General features: G+C 36.2%; 17 protein-coding genes. 7 read left to right on the forward strand and 10 right to left on the reverse strand.

The window, feature by feature from the left end:
- Window position 1: 1 nt before the first annotated feature.
- From A3EM_RS0124845 to A3EM_RS0124860, 4 genes are all read left to right on the forward strand, one after another.
- On the forward strand, window positions 2-694 hold the full coding sequence (locus A3EM_RS0124845) for an RluA family pseudouridine synthase (protein WP_020530957.1): 693 nt from the start codon (window positions 2-4) through the stop codon (window positions 692-694).
- 35 nt (window positions 695-729) lie between these two features.
- Window positions 730-1,368 carry an alpha/beta hydrolase gene (locus A3EM_RS0124850; RefSeq protein ID WP_020530958.1) on the forward strand — a complete coding sequence of 213 codons (639 nt, stop codon included), beginning with the start codon at window positions 730-732 and terminating at the stop codon, window positions 1,366-1,368.
- Between the two features lie 255 nt (window positions 1,369-1,623).
- Window positions 1,624-2,457, forward strand: a complete 834-nt coding sequence (gene kduI, locus A3EM_RS0124855; protein ID WP_020530959.1) for a 5-dehydro-4-deoxy-D-glucuronate isomerase — start codon at window positions 1,624-1,626, stop codon at window positions 2,455-2,457.
- Window positions 2,458-2,483: 26 nt separating this feature from the next.
- The gene (locus tag A3EM_RS0124860; RefSeq protein WP_020530960.1) at window positions 2,484-3,251 is read left to right on the forward strand and encodes an SDR family oxidoreductase; all 768 of its coding nucleotides are present in this window, start codon (window positions 2,484-2,486) and stop codon (window positions 3,249-3,251) included.
- Window positions 3,252-3,310: 59 nt separating this feature from the next.
- Here the strand turns inward: A3EM_RS0124860 and A3EM_RS0124865 are convergent, their stop codons facing one another.
- Window positions 3,311-3,973 (reverse strand): SdpI family protein, encoded by a 663-nt coding sequence (locus A3EM_RS0124865; protein WP_020530961.1) that lies wholly within the window; start codon window positions 3,971-3,973, stop codon window positions 3,311-3,313.
- Between the two features lie 34 nt (window positions 3,974-4,007).
- Complete coding sequence (locus A3EM_RS0124870) at window positions 4,008-4,289, reverse strand: autorepressor SdpR family transcription factor (protein WP_020530962.1); 282 nt, start codon at window positions 4,287-4,289, stop codon at window positions 4,008-4,010.
- Between the two features lie 241 nt (window positions 4,290-4,530).
- Between A3EM_RS0124870 and fahA the strand changes: the two genes are divergently transcribed.
- Window positions 4,531-5,781, forward strand: a complete 1,251-nt coding sequence (fahA, locus tag A3EM_RS0124875) for a fumarylacetoacetase (protein WP_020530963.1) — start codon at window positions 4,531-4,533, stop codon at window positions 5,779-5,781.
- Window positions 5,782-5,828: 47 nt separating this feature from the next.
- Here the strand turns inward: fahA and ileS are convergent, their stop codons facing one another.
- From ileS to A3EM_RS0124895, 4 genes are all read right to left on the reverse strand, one after another.
- A complete protein-coding gene (gene ileS, locus A3EM_RS0124880; RefSeq protein ID WP_020530964.1) occupies window positions 5,829-9,209 on the reverse strand; it encodes an isoleucine--tRNA ligase in 3,381 nt (1,126 codons plus the stop codon).
- Between the two features lie 182 nt (window positions 9,210-9,391).
- The gene (locus A3EM_RS0124885; protein WP_157638071.1) at window positions 9,392-10,528 is read right to left on the reverse strand and encodes a Na/Pi symporter; all 1,137 of its coding nucleotides are present in this window, start codon (window positions 10,526-10,528) and stop codon (window positions 9,392-9,394) included.
- Between the two features lie 233 nt (window positions 10,529-10,761).
- Window positions 10,762-11,544 (reverse strand): peptidoglycan recognition protein family protein, encoded by a 783-nt coding sequence (locus A3EM_RS0124890; protein WP_020530966.1) that lies wholly within the window; start codon window positions 11,542-11,544, stop codon window positions 10,762-10,764.
- A gap of 230 nt (window positions 11,545-11,774) precedes the next feature.
- The gene (locus A3EM_RS0124895) at window positions 11,775-12,593 is read right to left on the reverse strand and encodes a peptidoglycan recognition protein family protein (RefSeq protein ID WP_020530967.1); all 819 of its coding nucleotides are present in this window, start codon (window positions 12,591-12,593) and stop codon (window positions 11,775-11,777) included.
- 438 nt (window positions 12,594-13,031) lie between these two features.
- Here A3EM_RS0124895 and gltX point away from each other — a divergent pair, with 438 nt between their 5' ends.
- Window positions 13,032-14,570: a glutamate--tRNA ligase gene (gltX, locus tag A3EM_RS0124900; protein ID WP_020530968.1), complete on the forward strand. Its 1,539-nt coding sequence runs from the start codon at window positions 13,032-13,034 to the stop codon at window positions 14,568-14,570.
- A 179-nt stretch (window positions 14,571-14,749) separates the two neighbouring features.
- Window positions 14,750-15,082, forward strand: a complete 333-nt coding sequence (locus A3EM_RS0124910; protein WP_020530969.1) for a hypothetical protein — start codon at window positions 14,750-14,752, stop codon at window positions 15,080-15,082.
- Window positions 15,083-15,143: 61 nt separating this feature from the next.
- Here A3EM_RS0124910 and A3EM_RS0124915 read toward each other — a convergent pair whose 3' ends face one another.
- From A3EM_RS0124915 to rsmI, 4 genes are all read right to left on the reverse strand, one after another.
- Window positions 15,144-16,877 carry a tetratricopeptide repeat protein gene (locus A3EM_RS0124915; RefSeq protein WP_169513401.1) on the reverse strand — a complete coding sequence of 578 codons (1,734 nt, stop codon included), beginning with the start codon at window positions 16,875-16,877 and terminating at the stop codon, window positions 15,144-15,146.
- Window positions 16,878-17,230: 353 nt separating this feature from the next.
- Window positions 17,231-18,001, reverse strand: a complete 771-nt coding sequence (locus tag A3EM_RS0124920) for a TIGR02757 family protein (protein ID WP_020530971.1) — start codon at window positions 17,999-18,001, stop codon at window positions 17,231-17,233.
- Between the two features lie 17 nt (window positions 18,002-18,018).
- The gene (locus A3EM_RS0124925) at window positions 18,019-19,218 is read right to left on the reverse strand and encodes a hypothetical protein (RefSeq protein WP_020530972.1); all 1,200 of its coding nucleotides are present in this window, start codon (window positions 19,216-19,218) and stop codon (window positions 18,019-18,021) included.
- A 15-nt stretch (window positions 19,219-19,233) separates the two neighbouring features.
- Window positions 19,234-19,917 (reverse strand): 16S rRNA (cytidine(1402)-2'-O)-methyltransferase, encoded by a 684-nt coding sequence (rsmI, locus tag A3EM_RS0124930; RefSeq protein ID WP_020530973.1) that lies wholly within the window; start codon window positions 19,915-19,917, stop codon window positions 19,234-19,236.
- Between the last annotated feature and the right edge of the window lie 57 nt (window positions 19,918-19,974).

Consider the following 19,974-nt stretch of genomic DNA (forward strand, 5'->3'; position numbering starts at 1 on the left):
CATGAAACCATTTGAGGTATTATATGAGGATAACCACCTGATTGCTGTAAATAAAGCTCCGGGAATTCTAGTACAGGGAGATAAAACGGGGGACGAACCCTTATCTGAGTTAGTAAAAAAATATTTAAAAGATAAATATAACAAACCAGGAAATGTATTTTGTGGGGTAATTCACAGGCTGGACCGACCAGTGAGCGGACTGGTAGTGTTGGCTAAAACTTCCAAAGGTCTTGAAAGAATGAACGGGATTTTTCAAAATAAAAAAGTGAAGAAGACTTATGTGGCTTTAGTAAAAGAAAAACCCCCGCAAGATGAGGCAAGGCTTACACATTGGTTGGTAAAAGATCACTTTAAGAATACCACACGAGCCTATGAAAATGGTAAAAAGGGAGGAAAACTGGCGGATTTGTCATACAGAATTCTTGGGAAGGTACATAAATATTATATGCTGGAAGTGAATCCAATTTCCGGAAGACCTCATCAAATCAGGGCACAACTGGCTAAAATTGGCTGTCCCATAAAAGGAGATATTAAATATGGTTATCCTGAGAAAAATAAAGGGGGTTCTATTCATCTACACGCCTTTCAACTAGAATTTGAACATCCTGTAAAAAAAGAACCTATCCGGCTTTCTGCTTCATTGCCCAAGGAGCAAACATGGAATGATTACAAACATTTATTAGATGAAATTTAAATCTGTTTTCGGGTTTTAAACCATAACTTTCTACCATGGAAAAAGAAGTTGAAATCAGTATAAAAACTACTTATTTTACCCAGGGTATCCTTTCAGAAAAAACAAAGAACCTTTGGTTTGTGTGCCATGGATACGGTCAATTGACCAGACACTTTATCAGGCGTTTTGACCTTTTAGATGTCGAAACTGATTTTTTAATTGCTCCACAAGGTCTTTCAAAATTTTACCTGGATAGCAACTACGGCCATGTGGGAGCTTCCTGGATGACAAAGGAAAATCGGGAATTGGAAATAGAAAACCAGTGGAGTTATTTCGATTCAATTTTTGAAAAAGAAACTGAAGGATTGGACCTGAATAAGATAAATATTAATCTGTTTGGGTTTTCCCAGGGTGTTTCTACTATATGGAGATGGGCTGCCAGAAGAAAGTTACCCTTTCAAAAACTGGTGATGTGGGCAGGAGAATTTCCAAGAGAATTCACTAAAGAACAGCTTGAATTTGTCCCGGAAGCCTCCCAACTTTATGTGGTAATCGGGAAAGAGGACCAGTATTACAATCCTGAAAGACAACAATATCTGGTGAATAAAATGACTAAACTTTGCAAAAAAACCAAAGAAATCATTTTTGAAGGAAAACATGAAGTAAAAAGAGAGATACTAAAATTAGTCCTTTAAAAGTGTATTAAACGGAAACGTTACCGTGATTTTTCTTGCCTTTTCCCCATTTAATAATTACATTCTTTAAAAAGAATTTCCTTAATTCGCAAAGAGGCTAAAGTCAAAACTATTGCCCTTATTATTCAGAGTTTTGTTGATCTAATTAATTGTAAATCAATTAGATAGTTTTTGACAAAATGCTCCTTGAAATTGGATTGTTGATTTAGCCCAAAATTTAAATTCCTTAATTCAAAATATATAAATCAGGTAACTATGGAACTCAGATATGCAGCCAATCCGGTTGATGCAAAAAATTACACAACAGAAAGATTAAGACAGGATTTTCTAATCGAAAAAGTATTTGTTCCTGGAGAAATCACAGGGGTTTATTCTATGTACGACAGGATGGTTACCATTGGAGTTAAACCACTTGATGCGGCTTTGGAACTTCCTTCATTTGAGGCTTTAACCAAAGCTGAATATTTTTTGGAAAGGAGAGAGATGGGAATTATTAATGTGGGAGGAAAAGGAAGTGTAAGTGTTGATGGAGAAGTATTTTCATTGGAAAATAAAGATTGTCTTTATGTGGGTAAAGGGAAAAAAGAGATCGTTTTTTCAAGTGCTGATAAAAATACACCTGCAGAGTTTTTCATTAATTCTACTCCTGCTCATAAAGAATATCCAACGGCAAAAGCTGTAAAAGCAGAAGCGAATCCTGTGGAATTAGGAGCTCCTGCTACTTCTAATGAAAGGACGATTTTTCAATATATCCATGAAAATGGCATCAAAAGCTGCCAGTTGGTAATGGGCTTTACTGAGCTGAAATCCGGAAGTATTTGGAATACCTTCCCACCTCATACCCACAGCAGGAGAATGGAAGTATATTTCTATTTTGATCTTGCTGAAGACCAAGCAGTAATGCATTTTATGGGTGAACCAACCGAAACCAGACATTTGGTGATGAAAAACAAGCAGGCCGTTATTTCTCCGGAATGGTCAATTCACTCGGGAGCAGGTACTGCTGCTTATACCTTTATCTGGGCTATGGGTGGTGAAAATCAGGCATTTACTGATATGGACCCAGCCGGAACAGATGTGCTTAAATAATTTGCCAAAACAAAAGAAATAAAACAATGGGAAATCAAATGTTTGACCTTACCGGAAAAACAGCTATAGTAACAGGTTGTAAAAGAGGAATAGGCATGGGTATGGCTTTAGGACTTGCTGAAGCCGGAGCCGATATTATTGGTGTTTCAGCTTCTTTAGAGTTGGAAGGAAGTGAAGTAGAAAAGGCTGTGAAAGCATTGGGTAGAAGTTTTAAAGCTTATCAATGTGATTTTTCTAACAGGGAATCACTTTATGCTTTTATTAAAAAAGTAAAGGCGGAAAATGATACTATCGATATTCTTGTGAATAATGCGGGAACAATTTTAAGAAAACCTGCAGCTGAACATCCCGATGAATATTGGGATACAGTGATTGAGGTGAATTTGAATGCGCAATTTGTATTGAGCAGAGAAATAGGAAAGGATATGGTAGAAAGAGGAAGCGGTAAAATTATTTTTACAGCTTCGTTACTTACTTTCCAGGGTGGAATTACTGTACCAGGTTATGCGGCCAGTAAAGGGGCTATTGGACAATTAACTATGGCCTTATCCAATGAGTGGGCTGGAAAAGGTGTACAGGTTAATGCCATTGCACCCGGTTATATTGCTACAGATAATACTGCTGCTTTAAGAGCTGATAAAGATAGAAATCCTGCTATTTTAGCGAGAATTCCAGCTGGTAGATGGGGAAGTCCTGAAGATTTTAAAGGCCCCATTGTATTCCTGGCTTCATCTGCTTCAGATTATATGAGTGGGTCTATTGTGACCGTTGATGGAGGCTGGATGGGAAGATAAACAGACAATATCTTATAAAAAAAAGAAGGCTGTCCGGAATTTTGGACATCCTTCTTTTTTTATGCACTTTTCTTTTCTAATTGCTTAAAGGTAATATAAGAGTAAATTACAGGGATTAAACTCATAGCAACAATAAACCCCAGGAATAATGGAAAGGGTAAATGGTTGGCTAAAATTATTTTGGTTATTAATAAAATGACTGAACCAGAAACCCAGATTTTTCCACCAAGGCGATGGGTTTTCTTCCAGACTTCCTCATTTTCCAATGTCCAGGGAGTTCTTATGCCCATAAAATAATTTGGTCTGATTTTGCTCAAATAATTACCAATTACCAGAAAAAGTAATATAATTCCATATTGAACAACATCGGGCATATTGATAGGAAAACCCAATGAAATTGCCAACATTACCGAAAACAGCATGGTTACAAATCCTGCAATCACAGTTTTTAATATCGTAAGGGTATTTAAAGAAAATTTAAGTTTGTTTTTGGGGTCAATGTAATAAGAAATGGAAATTACAAGGTAAGTAAATACATTGATAAGGGGTAACAAAAATAGTTCGAAACCTTTCCCGGCATATCGATCTACTTCTCCTTCAATATTCCAGTGTACAGGGATTTTTTCTGGTAAATCATTCCAAAGATAAATAAGCATTACAAATGGAATAATCAGGAAGGTTATTCCAATCCATTCTCTTTTAATAAACTGGTCAGTTTTCATTTTTAAATCTCATTAAGTGAAGTTTTCTTAAATTTTATTTTTGTTTGTCTTCGGTTCCCCCGGCCTTTTTTAAGCTCATCAACCAGCTAATTACATCCTCTAAAACAGATGTATTGAGCGAGTAATAAACATATTGGCCTTTTTTCTCTGAAATGACTAAATCTGCTTGTTTTAATAAATCCAGATGATAGGAAATACTTGGTTTGCTGATTTGAAATGCATCAGAAATTTCCCCTGCAGTCATATCCTTTGTCTTTAACATTTCAAGAATTTCTCGTCTGGTAATATCGTCTACTGCTTTAAAGAATTTTTTCATTTAAATATTTAGATAATTATCTAATTATATAATTTAATGTACGGGATGAATCAAAAAAAAGATACAGGTTGACTAATTTTTTTAAAAATGAATGCTTTTATTAACCAAGGAAACTATCTTAGTTAAAAATATATCTGATTTTTTATAATAGAATAATTTGAGGAATCAGAGAAAAAATGAATATGGAATCTATATGGAAATAAGATAATTCTGAATTCGGTAACCAATAACAACTAAAAAAATGAATATTCCCCAATTAAAAACCTGGGTAGAAATACCTGAAAAATCTGACTTTACAATATATAATCTTCCTTACGGAATTTACAAGATAGGAGAGAATCAGCCAGCAGTGGGTGTAGCCATTGGAGAAGATGTCCTTCAGCTTGACCAGCTATGGTCATTGGGTTTATTGGCAGAATTAGATATTGAGGAAAGTGTATTTTTAAGTGCTTATCTCAATGATTATATTGCTTTAGGAAAACCTGTTTGGTCTGGCTTAAGAAAAAGGCTTCAGGAATTGTTATGTGATGAAGCCATACAGGATGTAGTAGAAAAAGCGCTGGTGAAAATGGACCAGGTAAAAATGCTGATGCCTGTGAAAGTTGGTGATTATACTGATTTTTATTCCAGCATAGAGCATGCTACTAATGTTGGTAAAATGTTTAGAGATCCGGAAAATGCTTTACTTCCCAACTGGAAACATTTACCAGTGGCCTACCATGGAAGAGCATCTTCAATTGTTGTTTCGGGTACTGATATCACCCGGCCCAAAGGACAAAAAATGCCACCAGGAGCAGAAAAACCTGTGTTTGGTCCTTCCTCCAGAATGGATTTTGAATTGGAAATGGCTTTTGTAATTGGGAAAGAAACTGAATTGGGAACCAGTATTTCAACCAAAAAAGCTGAAGATCATATTTTCGGAATGGTAATTTTTAATGACTGGTCGGCCAGGGACATTCAAAAATGGGAATATGTACCCCTTGGTCCATTTTTAGGGAAGAATTTTGCATCATCCATTTCTCCCTGGATCGTGACTATGGAAGCCCTGGAGCCATTTAGAACCAATGGCCCCGAACAGGAGCCTGAAGTTCTGCCCTATTTAAAGTACGAAGGAAATAAAAACTATGATATTAACCTGGAGGTGTATTTACAGCCAGAATCGGGAAAAGAAAACTTAATCTGTCAATCCAATTTTGGTTATCTCTACTGGAATATGTGCCAGCAATTAGCTCATCATACCATAAACGGATGCAATGTGAATGTGGGAGATATGATGGCATCAGGAACGATTAGTGGAAAGGGAGAAAATGAGTTCGGTTCCATGCTGGAATTATCCTGGGGAGGAAAAAATCCTATTCAACTGGATGGAGAAAATACCAGAACTTTTCTGGAAGATAATGATACTGTAATTATGCGGGGATTTGCAGAAAATGGGGAAATTAGAGTTGGTTTTGGAGAAGTGAGGGGAAAATTATTACCTGCAAAACCTTAGCAAATGCTATGAAAAAAGGGATCAAAATTTTGATCCCTTTTTTGTATTTATGATTTAGCAACCAATAACCTGACTTTAAATTCATCCAATTCTAATTCAGCGCCATCGGCAACACTCTCTTCAATGGAAAGGGCTAATGCCTGAGTTTCTGTACAGATATATTCCTTAAAAGTGGTAAGGGCAGTGTTTACCAATTCCTCTCCTTTTTCCGCTTTTATGGTAATTTTGTCCTGCACTTCCAAGCCCATATCTTTTCTCAGATTCTGAACCCGGTTTACAATATCTCTGGCGATTCCTTCCTGTTTTAATTCGTCATTCAAAGTAACATCCAAAGCAACAGTTAGCCCATTGTCTTTAGCTATTGACCAGCCTGGAATATCTTCAGAAGTAATTTCTACATCTTCCAGAGTAATGGTAATTTCTTGTCCTTCAATTTCCAGTTTGTATTGGTTTTCTTTTTCCAACTGAGAAATATCAGCCTGCTCAAACTTACTAATTGCCCCGGCAATATGCTTTACCAATTTACCATATTCCTGTCCTAGTTTTCTGAAGTTAGGCTTAATCTTTTTTACTAAAACCCCTGAAGAATCGTCCAGGAATTCCACTTCTTTAATATTGACCTCAGCCTTAATGATTTCAGCTACTTCCTTAATTTGTCTGGTGACTTTCTCATTCAAATCAGGAATTAAAATTTTCTGCAAAGGCTGTCTTACTTTTAATGATTCCTTCTTTCTAAGCGAATGCACCAATGAAGAAATGTTCTGCGCCAAAGCCATTTTCTCTTCCAGATCGGTATTAATCACCGATTCATCCGCCTTAGGGAAATCACTCAAGTGAACAGATTCTACTGATTCTTTCCCAGAAACTTCATTTAAATCTTTAAATAATCTTTCGGCAAAGAATGGTGAAATGGGACTCATTAACTTAGAAATGGTTTCCAGACAAGTATATAAAGTCTGGTAAGCCGCCATTTTATCCTTATTATATTCCCCTTTCCAGAATCTTTTCCTGTTTTGTCTCACATACCAGTTACTCAGGTCATCTACCGTAAATTCCTGAATAGCACGAGCCGCTTTAGTAGGTTCATAATCACCCAAAGCTTTATCCACATCGAGGATTAAACTATTCAGTTTGGAAATAATCCATTGATCACCTTCTGTCCTTTCAGCCATTGGAATTTCAGCCTCTTTAAAAGTGAAATTATCCAGATTGGAATAGAGGGCAAAGAATGAATATGTATTATAAAGCGTTCCGAAAAACTTCCTTTGTACTTCCTGAATTCCTGAAAGACTGAATTTTAAATTATCCCAAGGTGGAGCATTTTCAATCATATACCACCTGGTAGCATCTGGGCCGTAAGTCGCCAAAGTATCAAAAGGATCGATCACATTCCCTTTCCTTTTGGACATTTTTTCTCCTTTTTCATCCAATACCAACCCGGTAGAAACTACATTTTTGAAAGAAACAGGACTTTGAGGAAATTCCAGCATTACTGCTAAAGCGTGCAAAGTAAAAAACCATCCTCTGGTCTGGTCAACTCCTTCGGAAATGAAATCTGCCGGGAAGCTTTTCTCAAAAATATCCTTATTCTCAAATGGATAATGCCATTGGGCATAAGGCATCGCTCCACTATCAAACCAGACATCAATCAAATCTGGTTCTCTGTGCATAGGTTGCCCACTATCACTCACCAAAATGATATCATCTACATAAGGTCTGTGCAAGTCGAAATGATCAGCCAATTCCCCATTTTTCAATAATTTTGATTCAGCTGGCATCACACCTGCCTCAACCGCTTTTTTCACTTCATCATTCAATTGTTCAATTGAACCAATGCAAAGCTCGGCATCGCCTTCCTCAGTTCTCCAGATTGGCAAAGGCGTTCCCCAATACCTTGATCGTGATAAATTCCAGTCCACCAGATTTTCCAGCCAGTTGCCAAATCTTCCGGTTCCGGTGGCTTCCGGCTTCCAGTTAATGGTTTTATTGGCAGCAATGAGCTGATCTTTCAAGGCTGTGGTTTTGATAAACCACGAATCAAGCGGATAGTATAAAACAGGCTTGTCAGTTCTCCAGCAATGTGGATAACTGTGTTCGTATTTTTCAACTTTAAAAGCTCTGTTTTCCTCTTTTAATTTTATGGCAATTAATACATCGGTGGGTTTGTAATCTGATTTAGCCACTGTTTCATCTTCCTCATATTCAGCTTTCACATAATGCAAAGGAAAATCAGTCACTTCTTTTACAAATCGTCCCTGACGGTCCACCAACGGCATATCTTTGCCATTTTCATCTTTTACAAGAATGGCTGGAATTCCTGCCTGCTGAGCAACTCTGGCATCATCCGCACCAAAAGTTGGCGCAATGTGTACAATTCCGGTTCCATCCTCAGTACTCACAAAATCTCCGGGAATTACCTTAAATGCTTCTCCTTCTGGCTGAACGTAGGGTAAAAGTTGTTCATAATTTATCCCAACCAGTTCTTTTCCCTTAAAAGAAGACAATACTTTATAAGGAACAACCTTATCTCCGGGTTTATAATCCTCAAAAACAGCTTCCTTTTGTTTTGCAGAAAAATATTTTCCAACCAGATCTTTCGCCAGTATAATAGTAACCGGCTCGAAAGTATATTGGTTGTATGTGCTAATTCTCACATATTCTATACTTTCACCAATGGCCAGGGCTGCATTTGATGGCAAAGTCCATGGCGTAGTCGTCCAGGCAAGGATGAATACATTTTCCTCACTTAAACCTTCAAATAACCATTGAGATTTATCATCCTTTTTTACCTTAAATTGTGCCGTGATGGAAGTATCTTTCACATCTCTGTAAGTTCCAGGTTGGTTCAGTTCATGAGAACTCAAGCCAGTACCGGCAGCTGGACTAAATGGCTGGATTGTATATCCTTTATATAAAAGTCCTTTATCGTATAGCTTTTTGAGCAAATACCATAAAGTTTCAATATATTCTTTTTCAAAAGTGATATAAGGATTATCAAGGTCAACCCAATACCCAATTTTTTTGGTCAGGTCATCCCAAACTCCTTTAAATTTCATTACCGCTTCCCTACATTTCTGATTGTACTCTTCCACAGAAATTTTCACTCCTATATCCTCCTTGGTAATACCCAAATCTTTCTCTACCTTAAGCTCTACTGGTAAACCATGCGTATCCCATCCGCCTTTTCGTTTTACCTGATATCCTTTTAAAGTTTTATATCGGCAAAAAATGTCTTTTATCGTTCGGGCAATTACATGGTGAATACCAGGCATTCCATTGGCCGATGGAGGCCCTTCGTAAAAGGTGAAATTTGGATTCCCTTCTTTACTACTAATCGATTTTTCAAAAATCTGGTTGTCCTCCCAAAACTTTAGTATTTCTTCTCCTACGTTTACGAGGTCCAGTTTTTTATACTCTTTATATTTCATCTTTTCTCCTGATTTGAACTGATTATTTTATTTTGAAAGATCAGTTCAGACTTTTTTGCGAAACAAGTTGCAAAAGTAATAATTTTTTAAAGTTAAAAAGGAAGATGTTGAAGTTTTGTTTAAGTAAGTAATTGACTGAAGTATGGTTAAAAAATGGTCTTTTCCCAGCTTCTAAGGGCAATTTACTTTTCCGAAGAAATAGGTGTTATAATTTGAGGTTTCTTTTGAGGAGGAATACTTTTTTCGGGGTTACTCGACATAAATATCAGAAAAAAGGGTATTACGAAAAAGGTGAGCATGATATAAATAAAACCTATTAACCTGTTTTTGGTTGTGGCAATGCCTAATTGTTGAGCACACCAGATTAATAAGTTTCTGAATAATGGGATTGGAAGCAGGATAAGTACACCAATAAAATTGAATAAAAAATGGGCAATAGCTATGCTAATGGCAGCTTCTGATTTAGAAATAGCAGCGATTAGAGCGGTAATTGTAGTTCCAACATTTGCTCCCATTATAAAGGGAAGCGCCTGCTTTAGTTGAATTTTTTGAGTTGCCACTAAGGGAACCATAATAGAAGTGGTTACGGAACTTGATTGTAATGCGGCTGTGAAAATTGTTCCCATTCCCAAAGATTTCATCGGACTTCCAAATACAAAAGAATTTAATTTTTTTCTGGCATCCCCAATCAAAATTGACTTTAACAACTCCGTAATGCTCTTTAGGGAAAGGGCAAGGAGAATAACCGCAAGAGATAAAAGCAGATAGGGACTATTTGAAAAAAAACCTGAAAGGTAATTGGAAAAGGATTGTAAAGGGACAAACTTTAAACTATTGTCCTGGACCCCAACTACGCTTAAGTATCCGGCAATACTTTTACATGTTGCTGAAAAGAAACCTGTGAAATATTCCAAAGGTAAAATTATCAGTACCGCAAAAAAGTTGAAAAAATCATGAATGACTGCAGCGGATATCGCTTTTCTAAATTCAGTTTTTTCAGTGATGTGGCCCAAAGCAACAATAGAACTGGTGATTGTAGTGCCTATATTGGCTCCCATAATGATGGGCAGCGCATTTTCAAAGGAAATTGTTCCTGCTGCTACAATCGCCACTACCATTGAGGTGGTGGTAGAGCTGCTTTGAATAATTGCGGTGGAAAGCAAGCCAATAAACAAGCCTACAAATGGATTTTGAGTGGCCATGATGATGCCCATCGCAAAATCATTTCCGAGCAGGTTAAAAGCCTGAACCATTAAATCAATAGACAGCAAAAAAAGGAAAAGAACACCAGTAACTACCAGTACTCTTCTTGCTATCATATAAAAATTAGGCTTTGTTTTATGAATTGTTCTTTCAGCAATCATCCAACTGCATGCATATTTGGTGAATTGTATAAATACAAAAATAAGTACATAACTGTTTTAGAATGAGTAAAGTGGTATTAATAAATGGTTAAATAATAATACCACTATAAAAAATGATATTAAACTTTACTGTAATCACAAAACAATTATAGTATAAAAATAATTTTTTTATGATTTATATTTATTTTTTATCCATTTTTCCAATGATCCTGTTTAAAAATAAAGCTTGGATTTCTGTCAAAAGTTTTCATGGTTTCCAAATCCATTAGCATCTGAACCAATTCCGGTTGTGGATGGCAGTCATCTTTATCCGTCCTTACACTTGAGTGGCTGTAAATCCCTGGTTTTCCGGATAAGGCAGCTTCATTAATTTCCCACATATCCGGATTGTAAGTTTTAGGGATTTGATATTCCTCACAAAGGAAAACTAATAATTGTCTTAGTGATTCAATTTGAGCCAAACTATATTTTTGGTAATACTGATGACCCCTGTAACCTGTTGTATATTGAATTACTTCATCATTAGAGATTACAGGTTTCAAAGAATCTCCCTGAGGTTTGAAACAACCGTTTTTCCATTCCAGCCAGCCCCAGTTACACAAACTTATGCCAATAGAGTTTTTTTCCAATTCCCTGCACCTGTTTTTTGTTTTGTACATTTCAGGTATATGATTTCCATTCAAATGAATTCCTAAATGAATTGACCAGTATTTGGAAGGAAATAACTGAAAAATCTCTCCATCTCTAAAATGCGTATGACTAACCGGATTATAGGGTTTTCCGGCAATAACCGAAAAAGTACCAAATGGGTGGCTAACTCCCTGAAGATATCTATAAAAATCCAATGGGTCGGGTGGGGTAACAGTGTGGTGTATGTATATCTGTTTTTTTTGCCCCGAGCCTGTAAAAAAATTCTTATTGCTTAGCTTAAATTGCCTGTTGACACTTCCTAAGTCTAAATTTGGTTTCATAAAAAATTTACGGATTAAAAAATTAGAGGAAGTTTGTGTGGATATTTTAGTGTTTAGTTTCGATGTGAAAACACTCGCATCAATCCTTCTCCTTTGAAGAAAGGAAAATGAGAGTACTTGTTTTTATTTATTAATTACAACAAGCAAATTTCTATTTGATTATGTATTAAATCAAATTGGAAGAATAATTTTCATACCTTTAGAGCCATTAGGATGGTTCTTTTTGAGGGTTATTTTTCTTTTCCATTTTCAGGGCTTTCCAGCTCTACTTTTTCGGTCTTTCCTTTAGTTTTTGCCTCAGGAACTGAACTTTTATCAACCTCCTTCTTTGTATTGGTTCCTGCACCAAACTCTACCAGCATCTCAATTAATGAGGGTTGGGGATGACAATCAGACAAATCCGTTCTTAAACTGGTGTGGGTATAAATTCCGGGTTGTCCGCCTAGTGCAGATGGACTAATGCCCCACATGTCCGGTTGATACATTCTTGGTATATCATAAAGGTTACATAAAAAGTCTAAAAGCTGACGTAATGATTCTATTTGGGCATCACTGTATTTGTGGTAAAAGTTATATCCTCGGTATTTCTCTATATATTCAATAACTTCATTATCAGGTACAAGCGTTTTGTGTCGCGTGTAAAATTTACCATTCGAAAAAGTAAGCGGACCCGCATTGCACAACATGATGGCAATTGAAGCCTTTTCTAATGTTCTGGTATGCTCTCTCTTTTTATAAGAAGCCGGAATATTATTTTTTTTACTGTGGCAATTCAGGTGTAAAGCCCAGTATCTGGAAGAAAACACACTGATAATATCTCCATCATTATAATTGGCACCAACTACTGAGGGTTTGCCGGCAATTACCAAACTTGCTGCAGCTTTTAGGTTGTTTTTTCTCCACGAATCAATAAGTTCAAAAGGACTAATATTTGAGGCTGAGTGATGAAGAATGATCTGTTTTTTGGGAAAGATCTCTGAAAAATATCCATTCTTTTTATCAAGCCTGTCAAGGATTATTTTGGAAAGGTCTAGCGGTTGTTGTTCCATGGCATTGTAGGTATTTTGGGTTCAATGTGCTAATTGTCTATAATTTACAAGCTGAAATGGTTTCAGTTTTTCCCGATTTGGAAAAAATTGATTTCAAATAATTCAACTCAAGTTAAAAAAATAACCGGATTAGAGTTTTTTTAATTTATTCTATTCAAATCTATGGTTTTGTAATGGATTTCCAAATTACAGGCTATGCTAACATCTAAAACCTGTAAATTTTATTTTTAAATTCTCTCCTAATGTTTCAAATATGGAGGAAAAATAGCTAAACATTAAGGATTACAAAATAACCAAAACCTGAATATTGGATTAAAGAAGTACTATTTATTTATTCTTCTTAAATTAAAACCAGAGGTTGCTTACTATAATTTCACTATTATTCAGATAATTGCCCCTGTTTTGTATTTTTGTGGTCGTTTTCAATGATGAACTAAAATGAAAGAAGAAATTAGAGTAAGATTTGCGCCTAGTCCAACCGGACCATTGCATATTGGAGGAGTTAGAACAGCACTTTTTAATTACCTTTTTGCCAAAAAACATGGAGGTAAAATGCTGCTTAGAATTGAAGATACAGATCAAAACAGGTTTGTGGAGGGAGCAGAGGAATATATCAAAGAAAGTTTGGAATGGTGTGGAATTCAGCTGGATGAAAGTCCCTGGTCTGAGGAAGGAAATGTTGGGCCATACCGACAATCAGAAAGAAAGGAAATTTATGGGAAATATGCCCAGCAATTGGTAGATGCAGGGAAAGCTTATTATGCTTTTGATACTCCGGAAGAATTAGGAGAATTAAGGGAAAAGATGGAAAAAGAGAAAGGGGAATCTTTTCTTTACAATGCACTGTGGAGAACAAGGCTGAAAAACTCCCTTACGTTATCCAAAGAGGAAGTAGAGCAAAAACTGGCCTCAGGTGAGCCTTATGTGATTCGGTTGAAAGTACCTTTGAAAAAGGAAATCAGGCTGAATGACATGATTAGGGGGTGGGTAGTTGTACATTCCCACACCATTGATGATAAAATAATCCTGAAAGGAGACGGGATGCCCACTTACCACCTGGCGAATATTGTGGATGATCATTTAATGGGTATTACCCATGTGATCAGGGGAGAGGAGTGGTTGCCCTCAGCTCCTTTACATGTTTTGCTTTATCAATATTTGGGCTGGGAGGATTCTATGCCAAAATTTGCTCACTTGCCATTATTGCTTAAACCCAATGGGAATGGGAAATTGAGCAAAAGAGATGGAGATAAATTAGGGTTTTCAGTTTTTCCAATTGCCTGGAATGATAAAAAATCAGGGGAAGTATTTTCTGGTTACAGAGAAGATGGTTTTTTACCCGATGCCTTCATTAATTTCCTTTCCTTATTAGGATGGAATCCAGGTGGAGAGCAGGAAATTTTTGATATGGAAGGTTTAATTGAAGCTTTCTCTATTGATAAAGTAGGGAAATCGGGAACCAAGTTTGATTTTGAGAAAGCCAAGTGGTTTAATCAGCAATACATAAAAGCGAAGTCTGATCAAGAACTTTCTGTTTTCCTTTTGGAAATATTGAAAGAAAAAGGAATTCCCTGTTCTGCAGAAAAGGCGGAAAGAATTGCCGGACTGATGAAGGAAAGGGTAACTTTCATTCAGGATTTTTATGATAGTGCGCAGTATTTTTTCCAGGCCCCTGAAAATTATGATGAGAAAACCGTAAGAAAGAAATGGAAAAGTGATGTCGCTGAAGTGCTGGATGAGTACCAGCAAGCCATTTCCGAAATAAATGATTTTAATGAAGTAACTGCCAAGGAATGTCTGGTGGCTATTTTAGAGAAAAAAGAAATGGGAATGGGCAAGGTGATGCAGCCGCTTAGGGTTGCTATTTCCGGAGCAGCCGGAGGACCAGACCTTATGCCTATTTTGGAAGTGTTGGGAAAAGAAGAAGTAGCTAACAGAATAAAAACTGCAATTGAAAGATTGAATTCGAATTTGTAGGAAAAAAATTAGGTATAGTGCATTCTACACCTAATTTTTTTATTTTTTGGCTTAGAAATTAAACTTCAAGCAATCATTCCCAAACTTAAGTTTTAATACTTAAGCTTGGGAATAAATTCCCGTTTGCAACTGAAAAAAATTCCTGAAAGCTGCAAACTGCCAAATATTTGAAAGGCTCAATGAAAAAACTATGGTGTTGGAGATGTAAAATGGAAGTTCCCATGTTGGAAAAAGAGGAATTCAAAATTGCCCATAGATTATATGGAGAGGCATTTGAAAGGCGAAAACCTGGAATGTCTAGAAGAGAAATCTTTAAACCATTGTTGGATTATTACAATGAATTGACTGGGTTTGGTGAAACAGAACCTAATGCTATCATGCATCATCAAATTGATCTATATGGTCCGCCATGTGAGAAATGTGGCAAGCCATATAGAACACCAAAAGCTTCATTTTGTGCGGCTTGTGGTAATAAGAAAATGAAGGACAAAAACTCGAATTCACTGCTTTAGATCACAGCTAACCAACAGTAATAATTTTTCGAATATCCAACTTCTAACCTCTAATCCTTACCTACCGAATCCCCCGCTGAATATTTAAAGCCAACTGAGCATGTAATTTTGATTTTCCCAAATCGCCATTTTTGGCGTAGATGTAGGCTAAAAATCGGTTGGCATCCAGCACTAACTTGCTTTCTTTCATGAAGATTTTTTTGTTGTATTTGGGAGAGTTTTCATAATAATAAATGGAGCGTTCCAAATCATTTTTTTTGGCGTAAATATTCCCCAAAAGTATGTAGGATTCAGCCATAGCAATGTGAATACCTTCGTAAACTTCCAGATAAAAATCGGCTTCCATTTGGGCAAAAATTAAGGCTGAATCATATTGGCCTAAGTGGTAATAATTATCAGCCAACTGGTTTAAAACCGAAGCTCTTCTATTATTTTCTGCTGTTAATGCAGTTTCGGTTTTTAACAAGTAAAAATTACTTTTTTCATGTTGATTTTCTTTGGCATATACTTCTCCTAATACCTGATAAGAATCGGTAAGGGCATTTTCAGCAACCGAATCAGCATTTTCAAAAATCCTTACAGATTCATTTAGGTAGTTTTCTGCTTTTTCGAAATAACCCAGTTTATAGAAAATTAAACCAATTTCCCTGGTCAGATTGCCCAACTGCACATCATCGTCCTGATAATATTCCTGGTATAGTATTAAAGCCTTGTCATAAAAATTTAAGGCATGGTGAAAACTGTAATTATCTGAAAATGATTTAGCCACCTGGAAATTCAGATTGGCCGTAACTAATTTATTCTCAGTAGTTTCAAAATATTTGGAAATGTATTCTTCATACCAGAAAGAAGAAGTTTCAAATGATTGCGCCCAAAAAAACTGTTTGGCAAGGTAAAGTTGGTAATCGAGTACAATTTCATCATAATTCCCCGACAAACTGTTATAAACTTCAATCGCTTTTTTGGCATATACAATGGCACTATCATATTGAAAATTACCAAAGTGCACCATGGATAAAGTAGTATAGGTTTTGGCAATGTCTTCTACTTTATCTCCAAAAATCTCTTTAGTGATTCCAATGGATTTATGCAAATTTTGAAGACCCAGTTCCAAAGAATCTGCTTCCAGATAGGCATTTCCAATATTGTTGTAAATAATGGCCACATTATGGTGAAGTTCAGTCCCAATATTTTTGTTGATAAAATTATTGGCATTCTGGAAATAGGAAATGGCCCCCTTAAAATCTCTGTTTTCATAATAAAGATTTCCCAGAGCCAGTTGGAGTTCCACAAAAGTGGCATCATAAGCCGGGGAATTGATAGTAGAAAAAGCAGATAAAGCCTTTTCATAATAATCAATAGCAACGTTATTGAGTTGTTGGTATTTATAAATATTCCCCAAAGACAAGTTTAATTTGCCAATATTTCCCCAATCCTTTTCAGACTGAAGTTCTAAAATTTCCAGTGCTTTCAGGCCATATTTTGCGGCTTCATCCGGATGATTGTCTTCGGAAAGTAATTCAGCTATAGTCTGAAAAACCAAAGCAAGCTTTTTATTTTCCTTTCCATATATCCTTTCATAATCTTCTAAAGCTTTATCGAAAAAAATGATGGCATTAATGAAATTATCATGTTTTAGAATGGAATCTGCTTTGGCGAAATTCCGGTTAGCTTTTTGGCCTAATAAATCAATATTCAATTCCTGATCCTGTGCATTGCTCTCCTCAATATGGAAAAAGGAAATATTTGCCAAAAAAAAGAGGTAAATTATGATATGTGAGTTTTTTAGTGCCAATTGAAAATTGATTAATGAAATTCTAATGCCCAATTAAATTTTTGTTTTCCTCCTATTCTTCTCTACTTTAATTAAAGCCAAGCAATTCTGTTTTTACTTTTGTCATTTTTTCCAGTCGATGAAAAAACGACTCAAAAATCTCTGTCTTCAAATAGGTTTTCCGGAATAAATAACCAGTATCCGAAATACTTTCCCACTCAGGACTTGAAAAACTTTTTGGTTACTTATTGCTTTTTCCCACCCTGGTTTGAAGACATAATGCTTTACTTCAAATTTTACCTGAAAAATTTTATATATCCTGAACGTAAATTTAAGCTAGAAGAAGGAAATACACTTAATTGTAGACACTAAAATCAAAAGCCCTGAAGACCCAGCCCGAAAAGAGCAAAATCGTATTTTACGGGGTCGTTTTGATCGAACTTTTTTAGGTTTTGGGTCAGTTCTACTGCAGCCAGCCAGTCAGTTTGTTTTCGTTTTAAAAGTCCCAGTTTTCTGGCTACTCTTTCTACATGAATATCCAGCGGGCAAACCAGTTGGTTGGGGGTAATGGTTTTCCATATACCAAAATCCACACTGTTTTTATCATTTCTCACCATCCATCGCAGGAACATGTTTATCCTCTTACAGGCTGATTTTCGTTCGGGGGTAGCCACATGTTTTCTTGTGCGGTGTGGATAGTCGGGCAGCGCAAAAAACTGGTTATGGAAGTGTATAAGGTAATTACCTACATTTTCAGGTTTTGGCTTTTCTTCCACAAAAAAAGCATGCTCTAAAGATTCGTGATTTTGGTAATGATTTTTGAAAAACTCAATGAAATACAGGGCATCAATATCATTAAAGGTTCTGTGCTTAAAATTGAGAAAGGATTTCAGGTCATTTTCCGAATGGTTTAGAATAAAATCGTGAGGCGCGCCATCCATCATTTTTACCAGGTTTTGGCAACTTTTAATAATGGTTTTTCGCTGTCCCCAGGCAAGGGTCGCTGCCCAAAATGCAGTTATTTCAATATCCTGTTTTTTTGTAAATGAATGGGGAATACAAATGGGATCATCTTCAATAAAGCCCGGCTGGTTGAATTCCTCAAATTTCTCGTCTAGTAGTTTTTTTATGTCTGATTTTTTCAAAATTTAAAGCTGGTGGTCTATTTATTAGAAAATTTCCCCAATTTATTTTTTACTAAAGTGATCAGCAGAATGAAAATACCTATAAAAGCAGCTAGTCTTCCAATTAAATTCTGGTAAGTGGTAAAACTTGTTTGGGTTGCAGATGGATAAAAATTTAGGCTTTTTTGCTTATCCGTATCCCAGTAGCGATCAATTCCTGTAGAGGGAATCAACCGGTATTGATTAGCATCATATTTAAAAATAATATTTACCCTATTCTCAATTGCCCTTAGTCTTAAGTAAGCATTTTGAATCTTATAGGGCATATTTCCCTGCTCTACCAGAATCAGCTCACTTTTATTTTTATCTACAAGTTCAGCAAATTTATCAGGATTGGAAGCCGTAGAAGTCTCTATCAGAAGAATATTTTCCATTTCTTCAGAGTCATTATTTAACAAGAAGTTGTCATTTTCCACATCATTCAAAAAGCAATAAAAAAATGGTTCAGAAATTTTGAATGCAGATTCATGATGCTTTTCGGCAAAATGTTTTCCAACAGCTTCAATGGAAATAGAGGCCGGTTTTTCAGTTTTACTTTGAGTTGGATCTTTTTCGATAAACAGGTAGGAATAGAAAATTGGGAGATAAATAAAAATTGCCCATAGCCATCTTTTACGCCTTAGAAATAAGATTTGATAGGCCACAATTCCCGAAATTATTATCCAGAGTGTCCCTCCGGATATCCCTACAATTTCATACCATTGTACCCAGAAAAACTGCCTCATGAAGGCACTTCCCAAATTGAGCCATGGCCAACCCAGAAACCAGTGGTTTTGCAGATATTCAAATCCTAACCAAAAGCAAACCAGTGCCAGATACCCGTATTTTCCCTGTGACTTCTTTTTTACTACAGAAAATAAAATTATTGGGAGTGAGATAAAAATAGCATTATAAATCCATATACCAACAGCCATAGGGCCTGCAGCTGGAAAAAGCCAATAAGTTGCACCAATGTTGGTAATAAAAAAGCAGATGAAACAGCATAAAAACAGGGAAAGCAAATAAGTGAAACCCGGTTTTTGAGCAAGCCTTTTTTCTATTGCTAATAAAGGAGCAAATGCAAATAAAATGGTGAATGGGATTCGTGAAACCCATGGCAAGAAGAACAAAACTCCACTGATAACGGCAAATAAATAAAGGTACTTTTTACTGGCTAAAAATCCGGTTTGATTTTCCATAATTACTGGTACTTCTTATTTTCCTTTTCCTTCTACTACAATTACAATTTCACCTTTTATAGCTTTAGCTTCAAAGTGTTTAATCAACTCCGAAATGGTATCACGGGCATTTTCTTCGTGAATTTTGGTGAGTTCTCTGGCTACCAACGCTATTCGGTCCGTGCCCAGAGATTCCCCTAATTGCTTTAATGTTTTGAGCAACCTGTGTGGTGATTCATATAAAATAATGGTCCTTTCTTCTTCGGCTAAAATGTTCAGTCTGGTTTGTCTGCCTTTTTTGTGCGGCAAAAAACCTTCAAATATGAATTTATCTGCTGGAAGCCCGGAATTGACCAGGGCAGGCACAAATGCAGTAGCCCCGGGAAGACATTCTACTTTTATATCATTAGCGATACATTCCCGCACCAATAAAAACCCAGGATCGGAAATTACCGGAGTTCCCGCATCCGAAACCAATGCCAGCTTTTCCCCATTATGTAATCTTTCAATAATCCGTTTTACTGTTTGGTGTTCATTGAAAATATGATAACTGCTCAAAGGTTTTGATATCTCCAAATGCTTAAGTAAAATCCCGGTTTTTCGAGTATCTTCCGCTAAAATGCCATCAACTTCTTTCAAAATTCGAATAGCCCTTAAAGTGATATCTTCAAGGTTACCGATTGGGGTGGGTACAATGTATAAAGCAGTTTCAACTTCCATCAAGTTTTTAGCTACAGAGTTAAATGTTCAATTCACCCAAAATTAATCAGGATACTT

This window comes from Flexithrix dorotheae DSM 6795, from assembly GCF_000379765.1.
In the GTDB taxonomy this organism is placed as follows: domain Bacteria; phylum Bacteroidota; class Bacteroidia; order Cytophagales; family Flammeovirgaceae; genus Flexithrix; species Flexithrix dorotheae.

Excerpts from the sequence above, each read along its gene's own strand:
- A3EM_RS0124910 (WP_020530969.1), top strand. The coding sequence starts at position 14,750 with ATGAAAAAACTATGGTGTTGGAGATGTAAAATGGAAGTTCCCATGTTG.
- rsmI (WP_020530973.1), bottom strand. The coding sequence starts at position 19,917 with ATGGAAGTTGAAACTGCTTTATACATTGTACCCACCCCAATCGGTAAC.
- A3EM_RS0124925 (WP_020530972.1), bottom strand. The coding sequence starts at position 19,218 with ATGGAAAATCAAACCGGATTTTTAGCCAGTAAAAAGTACCTTTATTTA.
- kduI (WP_020530959.1), top strand. The coding sequence starts at position 1,624 with ATGGAACTCAGATATGCAGCCAATCCGGTTGATGCAAAAAATTACACA.
- A3EM_RS0124865 (WP_020530961.1), bottom strand. The coding sequence starts at position 3,973 with ATGAAAACTGACCAGTTTATTAAAAGAGAATGGATTGGAATAACCTTC.
- A3EM_RS0124890 (WP_020530966.1), bottom strand. The coding sequence starts at position 11,544 with ATGAAACCAAATTTAGACTTAGGAAGTGTCAACAGGCAATTTAAGCTA.
- ileS (WP_020530964.1), bottom strand. The coding sequence starts at position 9,209 with ATGAAATATAAAGAGTATAAAAAACTGGACCTCGTAAACGTAGGAGAA.
- A3EM_RS0124885 (WP_157638071.1), bottom strand. The coding sequence starts at position 10,528 with ATGATAGCAAGAAGAGTACTGGTAGTTACTGGTGTTCTTTTCCTTTTT.
- gltX (WP_020530968.1), top strand. The coding sequence starts at position 13,032 with ATGAAAGAAGAAATTAGAGTAAGATTTGCGCCTAGTCCAACCGGACCA.
- A3EM_RS0124895 (WP_020530967.1), bottom strand. The coding sequence starts at position 12,593 with ATGGAACAACAACCGCTAGACCTTTCCAAAATAATCCTTGACAGGCTT.
- A3EM_RS0124850 (WP_020530958.1), top strand. The coding sequence starts at position 730 with ATGGAAAAAGAAGTTGAAATCAGTATAAAAACTACTTATTTTACCCAG.
- A3EM_RS0124845 (WP_020530957.1), top strand. The coding sequence starts at position 2 with ATGAAACCATTTGAGGTATTATATGAGGATAACCACCTGATTGCTGTA.
- A3EM_RS0124860 (WP_020530960.1), top strand. The coding sequence starts at position 2,484 with ATGGGAAATCAAATGTTTGACCTTACCGGAAAAACAGCTATAGTAACA.
- A3EM_RS0124870 (WP_020530962.1), bottom strand. The coding sequence starts at position 4,289 with ATGAAAAAATTCTTTAAAGCAGTAGACGATATTACCAGACGAGAAATT.
- fahA (WP_020530963.1), top strand. The coding sequence starts at position 4,531 with ATGAATATTCCCCAATTAAAAACCTGGGTAGAAATACCTGAAAAATCT.